Raw genomic sequence first — 16,494 nt, forward strand, 5'->3', positions numbered from 1 at the left:
CGTCATGGTTTCCAAACAGTCCCCGGAAGTCGCGGTGTTGCTGCCCTGTTACAACGAGGAGCAGACCATCGGCAAAGTCGTCAGGGACTTCCGCGAGAGCCTGCCCGATGCGAGCATCTACGTGTACGACAACAACTCCTCCGACCGAACCGCGCAGATCGCCGCCGCGGAAGGCGCGATCGTGCGCAGGGAGCCGCGTCAGGGCAAGGGCAACGTCATCCGCGCGATGTTCGAGGATATCGATGCCGACGTGTACGTCATGGCCGATGGCGACGACACGTATCCGGCAGACGCCGCCCCGGCCATGATCGCCAAGCTGCTTGAAGGCTACGACATGGTCATCGGCGATCGTCTGAGCTCCACGTATTTCAAGGAGAACAAGCGTCCATTCCACAATTTCGGCAACCGTCTGGTTCGCGGCTCGATCAACAATCTGTTTCACGCGGACGTGACCGATATCATGACCGGATACCGTGCGTTCACCTTCACGTTCGCGAAGACGTATCCGATACTTTCTCGGGGTTTCGAGCTCGAGACCGAAATGACCATCCATTCGCTGAACAATAACCTGCGTCTGTACGAGATGCCCATCCAGTACCGCGATCGACCCGTCGGCTCCGTCAGTAAGCTCGACACGGTCGGCGACGGAATCAAGGTGATCAACACCATCTTCCGTCTAATCCGCGAGTACAAGCCGCTGCCGTTCTTCGCGGGAAGTGGTTTCGTGGTGGGGCTGGTCGGGTTTGTCCTGTGCTGTTCCGTGCTGGTCGAATTCTGGCAGACCGGCCTGGTCACGCATTTCCCGACGCTGATCGGTGCAGTCATGCTGGTGATCGCCGGACTGCTGCTCATCGTAACGGGCATCATTCTTGACGTCATCGCCAAGAACAACCGCAAAACGTTCATTCTTGAATCAAACAGGTTCGCCTTGCTGCAACGTCTGCGCAACCAGTGACGATTCGGCCCTGCCGACTGTCACACGGCGAAGATACAGCAGCACCGCCGGCAGCAGATAGTACATTTGCAGCGAATACCGGAACATCGGCACCGGCGCGAAGCACAGCAGCGACAGCAGCGTCGCGTACAGAGGTATCGTCACTGTCATGTAATCGTTGGTCTTACGTCTGCGTGCCGCGACGCACAGACCAATGACCATCGTCCACAAGGGCAGCGCGCGATTGAAGAACACGAAATTCATGATGTCGGCCACCAAGGGAAGCCGCATGCCGGCGATACGGTAGTAGATGCCAGAAAAGAAGCCCTGAGCCCCGGTCTGCTTCGTCGAGAACTGTTCCACATACCCGCTGCGACACGCGTTCCTACATGTGCCGATGGTCAGTTCGTCATGATTGGAAAAATCAATGCCGATCATGATGTTCCCCGCGTCAGGAGTGAGCTGCCAGAACGGATACATCATGTCGAGATATGCGTGGACATAGGACCGGGGATTGCGGATGCCGATCTCGAACCACGCCTTGACGAAGTCGGATGTCAACGCCGTGCCGCCCTTGACCGGATCCGCTGTGATGGGGTCATAGAGGTTCTTCCAATCCTCCCGGCTTCGGACCGTATCGATGACCGCGGCGGCGGACTGCGGAATGTCGCCATCGTCGCGCACGGCCCGGGCTATCTGCTGTGCGGGAACCGACAGCATCTCCTGCGAGGGGGACGGCTGGGCCTGTAGCGCCACGCCGAACAGCAGGTTCAAGGCCACGATCGCCGCGGCAATGGCGGCGAACAGAGACACGATGCGCACACGCATCGCCGTATATCGGATCATGAGCGCGATGAACACGAACACGATGACCAGGGCCGCGTTCTTGCGCAGCTCGAACGCGAACAGCAGCAGCAAACCGAACGACACGACGAACCAGCGTCGTCCCAGCACCTCGCCACGTGTCATGCACAGTTCGACCAACATCACCGTAAGCGCCAGCAATGCATAGGCGAACATCAGATCCGAGCTGTACAGCAGGTTGTACATCAGAAACGTGGGACACAGCGCGAACAGCACCGCCGCGATCATGCACGCCTTCCCGGACAACAATCCGAGCCTCTCCAGCCGATACAGCGAGAATGTGACAGCCGCAACGAAACACGCGATCTGCACGAATCCGTAGAAGCCGTACGACGGCGTGAAATACATGAACGGCACGGCGAGGTATCCCCACATCAGCGAATGCCACTGCGAGGGCTCCCCCGTGACGATGCCGGTGATGGTGGCCTGATGATCGGCTTGGATGAATCCCGGCCATGCCGCGTAGAGACAGCATAGGTTGGGAATCGACAGGATCGCCGCGATGATGACGTATCGTTCCCGGACATTGTGGACGGCATGAGCCATCTTCGTGATCATCTGAGCCCTTTCATGGCAATAGGGCGGAATCTCGCGATTGCCGCCCTACTACTTCATTCCATCGTCGTCAGTTCGCCGGGTACCAGTGCGGTATCTTGTTACCGTCATGGTAGGCGCAGACATACTGCTCGCCAGTCTTGCTCACGCCTTTCTCGCCGGCTTCGGACTTCTTGCACCACGCGCCCGGGGTGATGACGCGACCCGTCACCGACGGCTCGGACGGCTCCGCGGGTTGGCTGGGCTGGGATGGGGCAGGGGCCGCGGAACCACCGCCGACGCCGTACCATGCCAGGCCTTCATCGTTCCATCCAGCATGCACGAGCATGTCGCGCTCGTTGGTGTTCAACGTGTAGTTGTGCGAGCCGACCTTGGCGTTCGGATTGTACTGGCGGTACAGCGGATACGCACGGTTCGTGTCCGACGAATACCAGCCGATGCCCTCGTACTTCCAGCCCACGCGGACCAGCATGTCGCGCTCGTTGGCGTTCATCGTGTAATGATGGTCGCCGACGTTCGGATTGTACATGCGATAGACCGGCACGCTCGACTTGACCGGAGCCTTCCAGCCGATGCCCTCGTACTTCCAGCCAAGACCGGTCAGATGATCGCGCTCGTTGCTGTCGGCGGTGTAGAAGTGCTCGCCAGAGTTCGGGTTGTACACACGGTACATGTCACGCACGCCGCCGGTATCGGCCATCGCGCTCGACGGCAGTGCCACGAACGACGCGCACATCATCAGCATCGCGACTATTGCCGCGAACGCACGACGCATGATGTTCTTCATGTTCTCTCCTTTGCCTCCATTATGATCTCTTCGGAGAATCCACGATGATTGCTCCAAGAACTCATTATAGGCGGTCAGTGAATGTTGACCACAGTGCCACGCGGAACACCATAGAACCACTGCGCGTCGGGAATGCTCAGACGTACGCAGCCGTGGGATGCGGGATGCCCGAGCTTGTTGCCTTCGGAAACGATGTAACGGCCGGCGACATCGGTCGGCACCGAATGGAACAGATACATGTTCGTCGGTTCGAACGCGACCCAGTAATTGGCTCCCATGCCTTCCGACGCGTTATAGAAGGAACCTCCACGATCACCGATACGGAACGTGCCGCGCGGCGTCGCGTCGTTCATGCCGGTGGACGCGATCATCGTGTAGACCACGGTCGGCCCGCTCTTCACATACACTCGCTGATCGGCAATGGACACGTCGATGTTGAGGTTCGCAATAGCGCCGAGATTCGGGTAGGCCCCACCGGACGAGCGCCGGTACTGCGGCTGTGGCGCGGCGGCACCTCCTCCGACGCCGTACCAGGCCAGTCCTTCGTCCTTCCAGCCAGCCTTGACCAGCATGGTGACCTCGTTGCGGTTCAACGTGTAGTTGTGTGCGCCCGATTTGGCGTTCGGATTGTACTGGCGGTACAGCGGATACGCACGGTTCGTGTCCGACGAATACCAGCCGATGCCCTCGTACCGCCATCCGGCCCGTACAAGCGAATCACGTTCATAGCTGTTCAACGTGTAGTGGTGGTCGCCCGCGTTCGGATTGTACAGACGGTAGACCGGTACGCTCGACTTCACCGGCGCACGCCAGCCGATGCCCTCATACGTCCACCCAACATTCACCAGACTGTTGCGCTCATTGCCGTCGGCGGTATAGAAGTGCTCGCCCGAGTTCGGATTGTACAGACGGTACATATCACGCACGCCGCCGGAATCAGCCATCGCGTCGCTTTCGGGCACGGCCAGCATGAATACCGACACCGCGACGACGACCATCAATCCCAACACACGCATCGCGTGCAACTTCATCATTCGAAACATCGCCACTGGCTCCCTTCCTTCTTGCCCGCTCACCAGCATAGCCATTATCCGAACGGGCCGCAGCATCCGCTTATCCGCGACACCAAACGTTCATTCAGACCCCCTTAACTGCTATAACGGAAGGGTTATACCTGACATGTTCGATGTGCAGTAGGGAGAGAAGTATCATGCGATCGTCACGACGCACGGATCGAGTTCATCGCAGCATTTTGACCACTACCGCCGTACTGTGCGCAACGGCGTTGTTCGCCTGCGCGCCGGCGGCCTGGGCGCAGGAATCCACTCCGACGGATGAGCCCGCCACCAATTCCGGCACGACGTCCGCTCCAGTTCAGCAGTCCGAGACGGACGGCGACAATCAGGCCGAGACCCAAACCGAAGCGCAATCCGACGAGACGGCGACGACCGACGATCAGCAGGATGCCTCCGCAGCCGACGACAACGGCACCACGACGGATCAGACCGCCAATGGCGAGGCCTCGGATGAGTCTGAAACAAGCGATACGGATCAGGAACAGCAAGACGGCCAGTCCGGTACTACCGACGAGCCCGATAAGTCCGATTCCGAATCCGCAACGACCGAAACCGGCGAGCAGTCAGGTGACGCGAACGCCACGGACAAGAAAGATTCCGCCACGACCGGCACGCAATCCGGGAACGTCAACGGCGAAGACAAACAGCAGGCAGACAAACCGCAGGCGTCCACCGACGAGAAAAGCGAGCAGAAGAACGCCGCCACTGACGACAAGCAGTCCGACGAAGCGTCATCGGACGAGAACAAGTCAACCGACGACGAATCTGACGATGAGATCCAGATGAGGATCGGCGGTAACGGCAAAGTCACCGGTAAGGACGCCAACAAGACCGCGAACGAGGCGAAGAAAACCAAGTCCGAAGGCTCTGTCGACATGTACCGCATGTACAACCCGAACTCGGGCGAGCATTTCTACACGATGAACACCAACGAACGGAAGATGCTGCTGGAGAAGGGCTGGAGCTACGAGGGCATCGGCTGGCGTGCACCGGTCAAGTCCACGACCCCCGTCTACCGCATGTACAATCCGAACGCGGGCGACCACCACTACACGATCAACAGCCATGAGAGAGATATGCTGGTCCGCAAGGGCTGGAAGTACGAAGGCATCGGCTGGTACTCCTCCGACGTAGTCCGCGCGTATCCGCTGTACCGCCAGTACAACAAGAACGCCAAGGCTGGCGCGCACAACTACACGTTGAACCGCAACGAGGTCACCATGCTGGTCAAGGCCGGCTGGAAGGACGAAGGACTGGCCTGGTACGGCGTCGGCCCGGCAGGAAAGTCCGAGCAGACCGTGTTTAGCCACAACATCTCCTGGCTGGCCCAAGGCTATAACACCTGCGCCCCCACCTCCGGATACATGATCTTCCGCGCGGCCAACTTCACCCGTTCCGCAAGCGGCACCGCGTTGTCCGTCGACGCACTGGCACGGTACATGAACATGCAGTGGAACGGCGTCATGTTCTACGACATCGCCAAGGGCATGAACAGTTGGGTCGGCAGCGACTCCTTCACCTCATACCCCAGCCCGTCCTACGATACGATCCGCAACGCCGTGCGTCGCTCCTATGACACACGCTACGCCCCCATGCTGGTCGAAGGCGAGCGCCGCGGCGGCCCGCACCTCAACGGTCACCCGAATTCCACGTTCGACCATGCGATCGTGGTGGACGGTTACAACCAGTACACGGGCAACGTCACCATTGTGGATCCGCTGACGCCGATCAAGTCTACGTACAATCTGCGCTGGCTCAACGATACCTTCCTTCAGGTGTCGATGACCGCAGATCACACCGGTATCATCACCCCGCGCTGAGTAAAGGTCTCGGCACCGATCACCCACCATCCAGACAGGCACCGCTTCGGCCATTTCATGAAAGAAGACGCGACATGGCGAGCAACATTTCAGATAACCATAATGAATCCAAGGCGTCCGCTCGCCGCCGTATCGCGGTCATCGCGAGCGCTGTGGCATGCATCATCGTCATAGCCGCAGCGCTCGGCCTGTATCTGACCCATCGCGGCAACGGATCGGACCAGGCATCCGGCCAACCCGGCAACCAGAGCGCAACCACTCAGAATAACGGCTCCGCGACACCGTCCAACGGCGATTCCGACAATCCAAGCAATGATGTCTCGGCAGAACAGGACAATTCGTCATTGCCGTTCTCATTCAAGGGCGCCGATGCGCCGACCACGGTCATTGACGCCTCCCAACAGGCGACGGACGCCACGCTGTCCGGGGCATGGACGTTCGGAGGAGACTACTCGGTCATCGGTTCCATTCCGATCGACGCAAACACGGCATTCGGTTCGTCCACCAACACCCCCGACGATATCACCTCCTATGTGGCGGCCATGATCTCCGCGGATGGCACGAAACCGCTGGAACAGAAGCAGGCCAGAACATCCGGCGCATACGAACCGCAGGACGGCACCGGCAACGCGCAACGGGTCGTCTGGCGATCCTCCACCATCAACGGAAGCGCACAGACGCTCTATGACAACTGGCGGATCCAGACATGGTCAGCCGATGGCGGAACCGTCACGCTTGCCACCGCAAAGGATCTGAACCAGCGAGAGGACACCCCTACCGTCGACGGCGATATTGTGCCGACGTTCAACGAGGACAACGCCTTCTTCGCATCCAATATCATCAAGGATGGCTCATGGAAGACAAAGATCGTGCAAATGAGGCTCGATGGCAAAAACACCGAAGCTATCGCCGACGGCAGCTATCCTGCAGCTGTGCCGGACGGCGTGCTGTACGCCTCCGACGCGAGAAGCCTTGGCGACGACAAGGTCGCATATCAGTCGTTGAATCAGTACTCGTCTAAAACAGGAAAATCGAACACTGTATTCTCGATCTCGGGTAAAGACCATTCCTGGGGCATCACCGGGGTCTGGGCCAGCTCATCCTATCGCGCGATCGCGATGACCGATCTCCAGACGAACGCGGAAAGCTACATCGGCATGTGGAACTCGGACTTCTCGAAGCCCGTAGCCTGGCTGCATGTGGCCACACCCACCGTTGTTGCCTCTCTCAATGACGACTGGCTGGTATGGGGAGCCGGTTCACAGGCGGACAATGCCGACATATACGCATTCCGGTTCGATCAGCAGACGGTGAAGAAACTCGGTTCCGCGCCTGGATATTCCCGCCCAGCGATCGCGATGGACAACGATACCGTGATGCTGCCGGTAGTGAAAGACCAGAGCAGTCCTGTATCGTATACGATCGCGCAGTTGCAATAGATTTTTCTGGGCTCTTCGGGAGTCCAGAAGTCCGTTAACGGGACTTCCAGGCCACACCTTCCTGCTTCCAACCGGCCTTGCCTACCGCCTTGTACTCGCCGTATGACGTCGTGTATACGTGCTCGCCGCTGTTCGGATTGTACAGACGGTAGACATTGACGGTGTCGGACGAGGACACGTACCAAGCGATGCCCTCATCATGCCATCCGAGGCTGACCAAGTGTTTGTGCTCGTTGCTGTTCATCGTCCAGTTGTGGTTGCCGTCGTTGGGATTGTATTCGCGGTATACGGGGATACCGGAAGTTCCCACCTTGAATGAGGCACCTTCATCGTTCCATCCCAGCGACACCAGCATGCGGGCCTCGTTGCGGTTCATCGTGTAATGGTGCAGCCCGCTGTTGCGGTTGTAGACGCGATATACGGTGATCGCCGGACGTTCCGGAGCGGCCGGCTTGTGGGTGGCCACCGTCTTCACGCCGAAAGCGTTGAGATCGACCGAGCCTTTGATGCCGTTGATCTTGCCCTGCGAGGTGTATTGCCATCCTCGGTCGTTGGTGGAGAACGGGAAGTTCGTCTTCTCGCCGTAGCTGGCGACCCAGCGCGCCTTGGAGCGGATGTTGGTGGTGTTGAGCGCCGTATTCAGATAGTTGGTGTAGGAGTACACGCCGAGGTTCTCGTAACCGGCGGTGTTGAGCTGGCGGTACCAGTTGTTGACTGCCCCGTTCCACACCTTCGGATCGGTAGGGGCCTTATGACCGACCCATGTGCCGGTCCAGTTCTCGAGATCGTAGAACATCGGATAGCTCAGGTCGCTCGGGCTGACGCCGATCTGCTTGAGTTTCGCGACGACGTCCTTGCCTTCCTCGGTGCCGTCCGACGCCGATTCGGCGTAGGAATAAATGTACATGCCGAAGGGGATGCCGAGCCGCTTGCATTCGTTCACGTTGCGCTTGGCCTGCGCGTCCAGACGACCGCCGTAGCCGAAGCTCAGACGGATGATCGCGCCCTGCACGCCGGCGGCCTTGACCTTGGACCAGTCGATGGTGCCCTGCCATTCGGAAACGTCGATCACGCCCTTGGCCTGCTGGACGAACAGGGTGCCGTCCGCCTCGAAGAACGCGGCGGATCCGTTGTAGGTGCCCCAGTGGGCGCCGTACTGATTGTTGCCGAGGGATGCGGCGTAGACGTGCGCGGTCTGATTCGTCTTTTCCGCGATGGTTCCGGAGGTGCCGGATACCGCCGCGTTGTCGCCCTCTGCCGTTGCCGCAGGCGCGTTCGCGTCGCCGCCGTTGGCCGCGACCGCGGCCTTGACATCGCTCGCATCGATCGGGATGAACGATTTACCGTCCGTTTTCGCCAACGGATCGGCCGGCGCGTCTTGTGTGCCGACGATCGTCTCGTCGGTCACGGTCTGACCGGTCTCCAGATCCTTGACTTCACCTTCGGACGTCACCGCCAGTTCTTCCGACACGACCGTCGCGTCATCCGGTATGGTCTCGCTGACCTGCTGGGGCAGTTCAGCATCGGGATTGTCGGGCATGGCGGTGCCGGATGTGCCATCCGAGCTCATTGGCTGCTGGTCGGCCAGCTTCAGGACCGGCGTATCACCGGTTGAGGTGTCCTCGACCGCGGTATCCGTCAGCGCCACCGCCGGCATCGCCGTCAACGATCCGGCCAATACCAATGCGGCGACTGCCACGCTTACAGCCACCGTTCCACGACCTTTTCCGGATTTCCACCGCATCATCCATGCTCCTCACGAAAGCTTCACAACCGGCGATCCATCATCACATCTTCTTCAACCGCCGCACGCCCTCTCCACCATACCCATATCTCTCGTCCGATAGACTCCGATAGACGATGGACGATCACATCATCACCACATGCGAACATCACCATCCGCTGTCATGGTCGTCAACGACCAATTCCAAATATGACGGCAGCCCCTCCGCCGACCGGCGACCGGCTTCTTCAGGTGACGGCAACAGCGTACTTGACCGTGTCTGCGTCCGGCCTCACGCGGACCGGCTTCTTCAGGTGTGCGCGAAACAGCCTGAGGCCCCACTGCTCGCGACACGCCGAGTTGCGCAGGGAGATGAACCCGAGTATTCTCTTCTTCCGTTGCACTGAACGGAACAAGTCGTTCGGAGCGCGTAAATATTCCTGCGTAGCTCAGTTGGCAGAGCATCCGACTGTTAATCGGACGGTCGCTGGTTCAAGCCCAGCCGCAGGAGCCATCGGATGAAGACCCCGGAACCCACGTTCCGGGGTCTTCATCGTTTTGCCGCCCCATCCGACGCAGTGGTGGTTTCGGGGTTAGTGGTCTTATCCGGGCGTGTCATGGGGCCGTATTCAATCAGTAGCCGGCGTCTTCTAGCGGTAAGCGGACGCTGTTCTGCCTACTGGCGTCCGCTTACCGTTAGCATTTCCCAAATTCTAGCGGAATTCGGACGCAGATGGCCCGTTCAGCGTCCGTTTACTGCTAGAACAACCGCACAGGTAGTCAAAGACCGCCGCTGCCCGACATCACCATCTCACACACCCAATACACCCACAGGTATCACGTAGATCCCGTTATCCTGCCGATACGCAAACTCTCCCACACCGACGAGCACAGCGAGAAACTCCGGTTCCTTGACCCTCGCCCCAGGGTTCTTCAGCAGCTTCTCCTTCAATCGCAATAGGCTCGCATTCGCTTCCGGCACCTTATCTTCGCTGGTCTTGATCTCGATGCCGCCCCATCGGCCATCGACCAGTTCGACGATCGCATCGCATTCCAGACCGGAATCATCATGGTAGTATCGCACCGGTTCCATGCCGATATCCGGCAGGGCTCGCGCATATACCAGCAGATCACGAACGCACAGGTTCTCGAACAGGAAGCCGAAGGTCTGCCAATCATCGATCAACGCACTCGGATTCATACCCAATGCAGCCGCCGCAATGGAGGGATCGGCGAAATACCGGCGAGGCTTGGTCTGCAATCGTTTCGGATCACGCGCCGGAGGCACCCATCCTCTGACCTGATCGATGACGAACATGTCCTCGAACATCTTCGTATATTCGGAAACGGTACGTTCGGAAACGAAATCATCGAGATTTTCCTCGGCACCATACATGTCCTTCCTCAACGTGCGGAAGGTGACCGGCTGACTGATGTTGCGGGCCAATGATCCCATCAGCCGCTGAGCAATGTCCGGGCTCTTGCCCAGCCGAGCCACGCTCTCGGTCAGCGTCAGACGAAGGTACTCGCGAATCAATATCTGCGCGTCGGCCACTGGCATATCATGCGCTTCCGGCCAGCCGCCGCGACAGACCGCTTCCAACAGTCCACGCGTGTCGACACTGCTACGCGCCGCCTCGAAGCGATGCTCGAACAATCCCCTCAGACTGACCACGCCGGAGGATATTCCCGATTCGACCAAGCTCATCGGGCTCATTCTGATACGCCCGATCCGTCCCGCACCGCTATGCTGCGGCCCCTGCGCGCCTTGAGGTGTGGACGAGCCGGTCAACAACCATTGCCCCTTTGCCCCATGGTCGTCATCGACCCGATGCCGCACCTCGTCCCAGATCGCGGGGACCAACTGCCATTCATCAATGACATGGGGGCGTTCACCGAGCAGCATCAGCGATGGATCAGCTTTGGCCGCAGATAGATTGTTGTTCCGGTCCACATAGGTGATGCTGGCCGCGTGGGCGCGGGCCGACCACGTTTTGCCGCACCACTTTGTTCCGGCGATTTCGATCGCGCCGAAGATCCGCTGATATCGGGCTATCTGTTCGTCGACAATACGTGGACGGTAACCGTCCGGCGTCATATCGCTCGTGATTCTCCCGCTCATGCCGCATATCCTTTCCACAGACCACCATCATCGACTGCACGAATCCGAATATCCCAACGACGAAAATCCGAATATCCCAACAGCATTAATCCGAGTATATCAACTACCAAAATCCGAATATCCCGACGACGAAAATCCGAATACGAGACCGATGAGCGGTATAAAGCCATGAAAATAGCGGGAAGCGGTCGCTGAGACAGTGCTCAGAGACCGCTTCCGGGCATACGGCCGGTTCGGGGCACAGAAACGGGCGTAAGCCCGGGAAGGAATCCGCAAACCAACAACCCTCCCGGGCATACGGCCGGATACCGCATCCAAAACGGCCGTATGCCCGGATGGGCATACCGAAGCGGACCGCACTCCCCGGGCATACGGCCGGTTCGGGACGCGGAAACGGCCGTAAGCCCGGGAGGGATACCCAGCGGACCCGGGAGGGGATGTCCAGCGGACCTGGAAGGGATACCCGGCGGACCCGGGAAGGGATGTCCAGAGAACCCGGACGGCACGCCCGGTAGAACCGCTCAGTCGCTTAGGTAGGTGACGCGTTCGGCGACCTCGGCCACCTCGTCGTCGCCGGTGACCACGATCACGCAGCGCTTCGGATCGCCGTGGGTCAGCCCGATCAGGGTCTTGAGCACGGCGACGCTCTCGTCCGCATCGAGTCCGCCGGTCGGCTCGTCGGCGATGATCACCTCCGCGTCGCACGAAATCGCACGCGCGATCGCCACCAGACGCTGCTGCACGAGCGGCAGTTTGCCGACGGCCGTGTTCGGCGTCTCGCTGTCGAACCCGACGCGCTGCAGCAGTTCGCGCGCGATCACCGGCTTAGGCTTCAGGAACGTGCGACCGGACGCGTTCATCGCGTACAGCACGTTCTGTTCGGCGTTCAGGTCGGCGCGCACCGCGTACCGCTGCGGGATGATGCCGAGACGATGGCCGCGCAGTTCGCCCGGCTCGATCTCGAGCACGTTGAGGCTCTTGTTCATGACCGCGCCGTCGTTCGGACGCGTCATGCCGGTCATCACGCTCAGCAGCGCGACGCGCTCGTCGTCGGATTCGACCTTGACCGCGTAGATGTGGCCGGCGTAGAAGTCGGCGCTCACCCTATCGAGGGTGTTGTGGCCGGTCTTGCCGTCGGTGACGGTCACCTTGTTGAGCGCGAGCGACGGGTACGACTTGAGCAGCACCTTATCGGCCGCGTTACCGCCGAGCTCCTTGTCGAGCCGTTCGGACAGGCGCAGCGCGGCGGGGGCTTTGACTGTGTTCTTGTCCGCGTTTGCAGTGCCCGAAGCCGCAGCGCTCGCCTTCTTGCCGAGCGACAGCGTCTGCGCGACCTTCGCAGCGTTTTCGGCCGCCACGCTGTCGTGGCTGGCGACGGTCGCGGCGCCTTCCGCAGCGACGCCGTCATCCTCGCCTTCGCCCGCGCCGGCTCCGTCGGCAGAATCGGCGACGGCCGAGCCGGCAGCCGAGGCCGCGGATGCATCGGCGACCCCGGCATCAGTCACGCCGTCGGCCGCAACGCTTACGTCCGCAAGATCCGCGACGTCGTCGTGCTCGTCGTCGTCATCGAACACGATGCTGAACTGCACCTGTTCGGCCGGATGCGCCGGCTCGGCGGCGGCATCCGTCGCGGCGTCATCCGCAACGGCAGACTGGTCTGCGATCGGCTCGGCGGCCTGACCGTCTGTCGCGGCGTCCACGGCATCCGCGGTCGTGTCGTCCTCGTGTTCCTTCGATTCGGTATCGGTCATCGTTGGTTCCTCTCCGGTGGTTGCGTCGGTCATGTCGATCTCGTGATTCTCGGTCACGTTGCCGTTGTCGATATCGTCGGTCGCGCTCATGCCGTCGCCTCCGCGGACTCAGCCGAACCAGACTCAGCCGAACCGGACTCAGACGATTCACTATCAGCCGATTCAGGCTCGCCTTCAGCCGAACCGGACTCGACAGCCCCATCAGACCCGTCAGCGGCGGCCGCATCCGTCACGCCCCAACCGTCACGCGCCGCGAACAGCGTCGAGGTCTTGAAGAACGCCGCACGCAGCCCGGCCACGATCATCAGCACGACCAGCACACCCAGCGCGGTCCAGACCGCACGCCACACAATCGCGCTCGTCACCGGCGTCGCATAGCCGCCCGCCAGCGCTGCACCCAGCGCCTTGGAACCGAATCCGGCGGCCAGCAGACCGACGAACAGGCCGAGGAACACCGGGAAGAACGCCTCGAGCATGAACTGCCACGCCATGCGGCCACGGGTCACGCCGGAGGCCAGCGCAGTGCCGAGTTCGGCCGACCGGCGGACCACGCCGAGCAGCACAAGCGCCAGCAGCAGCACGCCGCCCACGACCGGCACGGCCACGTTGGCCACGCCCATGCGCGAGGCGAGCGCCGTCAGCGGCTCGGTCTTCTTCTCGTACGCCTCGATGGTCGGCGAGGCCAACTCATGCTTCTTGTCGATCTTCGACGCGATCTTCTTCGCGTACTTGTTGTAGTCGGACAGGCTGGAGAACTCGAACACGTAGCTCAGGTTCGGCTTGCTCCAGTCGGTCGCGCTTTCGTTGCCCCAGTTGAGGTTGTACATGGTCGAGTAGGAGACGTAGATCGCGTTGTCGCGGTTGTCCTTCGACAGTTTCGCATCAGAGCCGTGGCCGGCGGGCGCGGTCGAGTCGTTGTATTCGTAGATGCCGCGCACGGTGAACGTCGTCGTCTTGGACGCGTCGGCCGGGGATGCGACGGTGATCTCGTCGCCGACCTTGAGGTTGTTCTTGTCGGCGAGCGCCTTGGAGATGAGCGCGCCCTTGGGGGCCTTGCCGGAGTAGCTCAGGTGCTTGCCTTGGATGACGGTGTAGGCGCCGAGGTCGTTGTTGCGTGCGGTGTCGACGGAGGTGAAGGATTTGAGGGTGAGTTCGCCGCCGGTTTTGCTGGCGTCCTGGTCGTCGGTGCCGGCGATGGCTTGTACGGAGTTTTTGGTCTGGCGTACGGGGAACGACGATGACGCGTTGATGTTGGACAGCGTGATCGAGTTTGCGGTGACGACCGCGTAGTAGTTGTTGTAGTCTTCGGTGGACAGGTAGTTCTTGACCCAGGTCTTGTCGGCGCCGTTGTATTTGGCCTGCTGTGCGTCGGTCAGGCGTACGATTGCGCCGGGGGCGAGGGCTTCGCGGTCGGTGGTGGTGGCCGTGGTGTTCGCCTGCTGCACCGACCAGCCGAACAACGTGCCGAAAGCGGCGAGCAATGCGACGAGCAGGGTCAGCAGCGTGCGCAGTTTGTGGCGCATCAGTTCTGCCCAAGCGTTCTTCAGAACGAACATACGGCTTCTCCAGTCCTCTGTGGTTCGTGCGGCCATGTCTCCGGCGAACGGCGTGCGGCGGGGCGCGGCGCGACCGGTTGGGCCGCGGGCGATCGTCGTCGAGCTGTCCGCAAGCGGCACGGCTGCATGGTGAGCGTTGGCCGGGATGCCGCCAGCGAGGCCGCCCATAGGCGAAAGGCATCCCGTGGCAACACTATGACCGTGCTATGTGGATGTTTTCTTGTCGGATTCTACTGTAGTCCTGCAATAACACTGAAAGAAACCTGAGAACGTGGCCGTTTGGGTGCCCTGCAGCCCCGGTTGTCCGTTCCTTGCTTCTGTTACACTGGCGAGCGATGCGCGTACACTGGCGATTATTACGCGATTGACGCGGCCCCAGGATCCCAACAGGAAGGCAGTATATGACCAGGCGACCTGAACATGTGGAACACCTGCCCAACTTCGGATGGCATCGCCCCGGCATGCCGCAGCATTCGTTGGGATACCAGGCGACCCACAAGGTCTTCACTGGCGTGACGTTGGCGATCGTGGCGGTGTTGGCGTTCGTCTGCACGTTCGCCGCGGCGACGTATTCCGATATCAATTCGACGATCAGCGACAACAAGATCCATGCGATCGCGCAGGACGGCAAGTCCGATACCGAAGACAAGCTGATCGACCCGTACGCGAACACGCCGATCGACATTCTGCTGATCGGTCAGGATACGCGTGACGGTAGCGACAATACGGCGATCGGCGGTGATGCCGACGATACGAAGAATCTGCATAATTCCGATACGACGATGATCATGCAGATCTCGGCCGACCGCAAGACGATCAATCTGGTGTCCCTGCCGCGCGATCTGATGATCGACGCGCCGAGCTGCCAGACCTCGAACGGCGAGATTCCGGCGCAGTATACGGTGCAGTTCAATTCGATCTTCGCGAACGCGTACGCGCAGGGCGGCGACGTCGCGTCGGCGGCCAGCTGCACGCTCAAGACGGTCAATTCGCTGGGCGGCCTGGATATCAAGAACTTCATGGTGATCGATTTCGGCGGTCTGGTGAAGATGGTGAACGCGATCGGCGGCGTGGATATCTGCGTGCCGACCGACATGTCCGACGTGTACACCGGCCTTGATCTCAAGCGCGGTCTCGTGCACATGGACGGCACCACCGCCACGCAGTACGCGCGTACCCGTCATGCGACCGGCACCGACGGCTCGGACACGATGCGCACCACGCGTCAGCAGTATCTCATCAAGAAGATCATCAGTACCGCATTGTCGAAGAACTATTTCACGCAGACCAGCGAACTGTACCAGCTTGCCAAGGCGGGTCTCGAATCCGTGCAGATGAGCGCGAGCCTGGCCGATGCGATGACGCTCGCGGGCCTGGGCATGAGCCTCAAGGACTTTGATATCACGCACCTGTATTCGCAGACGATTCCGGTCGAACCGTGGGTGCAGGACGCGAACCGCAGCCAGTTCGCGGAAGGCGCGGAGGCCGTGTGGACGAAGCTGCGCAACCATGAGCCGCTGGTCGACGCGTCGACCGAGGGTACGACGGACGATACGGACACGACGACCGACGGTACGACGGATGGTACGACGACCGATGGTACGACGACCGATGATGGTTCGACGTATGACGAGAAGACCGGTGTGATCACGCAGGCCGACGGCACGCTGATCGACGCCGAGACGGGCGGCATCATCGATCCGGAGACGGGTGCGATCCGCGATGCGACGACCGGCCAGTTCGTCGGTCTCGCCAACCGCTACATCGAAGTCACGTACTGCGGCCTCACGAACTGATCCGGGACGGCCGAGCGGCCCCGCCGAGGTGCGGTTGGTTCGCCTCCTCGGCTATCTGGTAGGGGATTTGC

The 16,494-nt window shown here is 60.7% G+C and carries 11 protein-coding genes and 1 tRNA gene; 5 read left to right on the forward strand and 7 right to left on the reverse strand.

Annotated features, from left to right (window positions below; all coding sequences use genetic code 11):
* The first annotated feature begins 4 nt into the window (after window positions 1-4).
* On the forward strand, window positions 5-955 hold the full coding sequence (locus KIH76_RS10705; RefSeq protein ID WP_219070645.1) for a glycosyltransferase family 2 protein: 951 nt from the start codon (window positions 5-7) through the stop codon (window positions 953-955).
* On the opposite strand, the gene KIH76_RS10710 is transcribed toward KIH76_RS10705, so the two are convergent.
* From KIH76_RS10710 to KIH76_RS10720, 3 genes are all read right to left on the reverse strand, one after another.
* Window positions 914-2,356: a DUF6020 family protein gene (locus tag KIH76_RS10710; protein WP_219070646.1), complete on the reverse strand. Its 1,443-nt coding sequence runs from the start codon at window positions 2,354-2,356 to the stop codon at window positions 914-916. The two genes, KIH76_RS10705 and KIH76_RS10710, sit on opposite strands and share 42 nt — an antisense overlap.
* Before the next feature lie 67 nt (window positions 2,357-2,423).
* On the reverse strand, window positions 2,424-3,140 hold the full coding sequence (locus tag KIH76_RS10715; protein WP_219070648.1) for a hypothetical protein: 717 nt from the start codon (window positions 3,138-3,140) through the stop codon (window positions 2,424-2,426).
* Between the two features lie 74 nt (window positions 3,141-3,214).
* Window positions 3,215-4,183, reverse strand: a complete 969-nt coding sequence (locus KIH76_RS10720) for a L,D-transpeptidase family protein (protein WP_219070669.1) — start codon at window positions 4,181-4,183, stop codon at window positions 3,215-3,217.
* Between the two features lie 209 nt (window positions 4,184-4,392).
* Between KIH76_RS10720 and KIH76_RS11645 the strand changes: the two genes are divergently transcribed.
* A complete protein-coding gene (locus KIH76_RS11645) occupies window positions 4,393-6,036 on the forward strand; it encodes a hypothetical protein (protein ID WP_236036992.1) in 1,644 nt (547 codons plus the stop codon).
* Between the two features lie 74 nt (window positions 6,037-6,110).
* A complete protein-coding gene (locus tag KIH76_RS10730) occupies window positions 6,111-7,475 on the forward strand; it encodes a hypothetical protein (protein ID WP_219070650.1) in 1,365 nt (454 codons plus the stop codon).
* Between the two features lie 34 nt (window positions 7,476-7,509).
* Here KIH76_RS10730 and KIH76_RS10735 read toward each other — a convergent pair whose 3' ends face one another.
* Complete coding sequence (locus KIH76_RS10735; protein WP_338023672.1) at window positions 7,510-9,132, reverse strand: glycoside hydrolase family 25 protein; 1,623 nt, start codon at window positions 9,130-9,132, stop codon at window positions 7,510-7,512.
* 504 nt (window positions 9,133-9,636) lie between these two features.
* On the opposite strand from KIH76_RS10735, the gene KIH76_RS10740 reads away from it, so the two are divergent.
* Window positions 9,637-9,712: transfer RNA gene (locus KIH76_RS10740), tRNA-Asn, on the forward strand.
* 297 nt (window positions 9,713-10,009) lie between these two features.
* On the opposite strand, the gene KIH76_RS10745 is transcribed toward KIH76_RS10740, so the two are convergent.
* The 3 genes from KIH76_RS10745 to KIH76_RS10755 all read right to left on the reverse strand — a co-directional run bounded on the left by KIH76_RS10745 (window position 10,010) and on the right by KIH76_RS10755 (window position 14,627).
* The gene (locus KIH76_RS10745; RefSeq protein ID WP_214373628.1) at window positions 10,010-11,320 is read right to left on the reverse strand and encodes an ATP-binding protein; all 1,311 of its coding nucleotides are present in this window, start codon (window positions 11,318-11,320) and stop codon (window positions 10,010-10,012) included.
* Window positions 11,321-11,841: 521 nt separating this feature from the next.
* Window positions 11,842-13,161, reverse strand: a complete 1,320-nt coding sequence (locus KIH76_RS10750) for an ATP-binding cassette domain-containing protein (RefSeq protein WP_236036993.1) — start codon at window positions 13,159-13,161, stop codon at window positions 11,842-11,844.
* Window positions 13,158-14,627, reverse strand: coding sequence for an ABC transporter permease (locus KIH76_RS10755; RefSeq protein ID WP_219070651.1), 1,470 nt, complete (start codon window positions 14,625-14,627; stop codon window positions 13,158-13,160). The genes KIH76_RS10750 and KIH76_RS10755 overlap by 4 nt, the downstream gene beginning before the upstream one ends.
* Window positions 14,628-15,028: 401 nt before the next feature.
* On the opposite strand from KIH76_RS10755, the gene KIH76_RS10760 reads away from it, so the two are divergent.
* The gene (locus KIH76_RS10760) at window positions 15,029-16,423 is read left to right on the forward strand and encodes an LCP family protein (protein ID WP_219070653.1); all 1,395 of its coding nucleotides are present in this window, start codon (window positions 15,029-15,031) and stop codon (window positions 16,421-16,423) included.
* The last annotated feature ends 71 nt before the right edge of the window (window positions 16,424-16,494 follow it).

The sequence above is a fragment of the Bifidobacterium simiiventris genome, from assembly GCF_019331715.1.
Classification (GTDB): Bacteria; Actinomycetota; Actinomycetes; order Actinomycetales; family Bifidobacteriaceae; genus Bifidobacterium; species Bifidobacterium simiiventris.

Bases quoted from the DNA above. Each gene is read 5' to 3' on its own strand.
- KIH76_RS10750 (WP_236036993.1), bottom strand. From the start codon at position 13,161: ATGAGCGCGACCGACGATATCGACAACGGCAACGTGACCGAGAATCAC.
- KIH76_RS10760 (WP_219070653.1), top strand. From the start codon at position 15,029: ATGACCAGGCGACCTGAACATGTGGAACACCTGCCCAACTTCGGATGG.
- KIH76_RS10735 (WP_338023672.1), bottom strand. From the start codon at position 9,132: ATGCCGGCGGTGGCGCTGACGGATACCGCGGTCGAGGACACCTCAACC.
- KIH76_RS10745 (WP_214373628.1), bottom strand. From the start codon at position 11,320: ATGAGCGGGAGAATCACGAGCGATATGACGCCGGACGGTTACCGTCCA.
- KIH76_RS10720 (WP_219070669.1), bottom strand. From the start codon at position 4,183: ATGTTTCGAATGATGAAGTTGCACGCGATGCGTGTGTTGGGATTGATG.
- KIH76_RS10730 (WP_219070650.1), top strand. From the start codon at position 6,111: ATGGCGAGCAACATTTCAGATAACCATAATGAATCCAAGGCGTCCGCT.
- KIH76_RS10755 (WP_219070651.1), bottom strand. From the start codon at position 14,627: ATGTTCGTTCTGAAGAACGCTTGGGCAGAACTGATGCGCCACAAACTG.
- KIH76_RS10710 (WP_219070646.1), bottom strand. From the start codon at position 2,356: ATGATCACGAAGATGGCTCATGCCGTCCACAATGTCCGGGAACGATAC.
- KIH76_RS10715 (WP_219070648.1), bottom strand. From the start codon at position 3,140: ATGAAGAACATCATGCGTCGTGCGTTCGCGGCAATAGTCGCGATGCTG.
- KIH76_RS10705 (WP_219070645.1), top strand. From the start codon at position 5: ATGGTTTCCAAACAGTCCCCGGAAGTCGCGGTGTTGCTGCCCTGTTAC.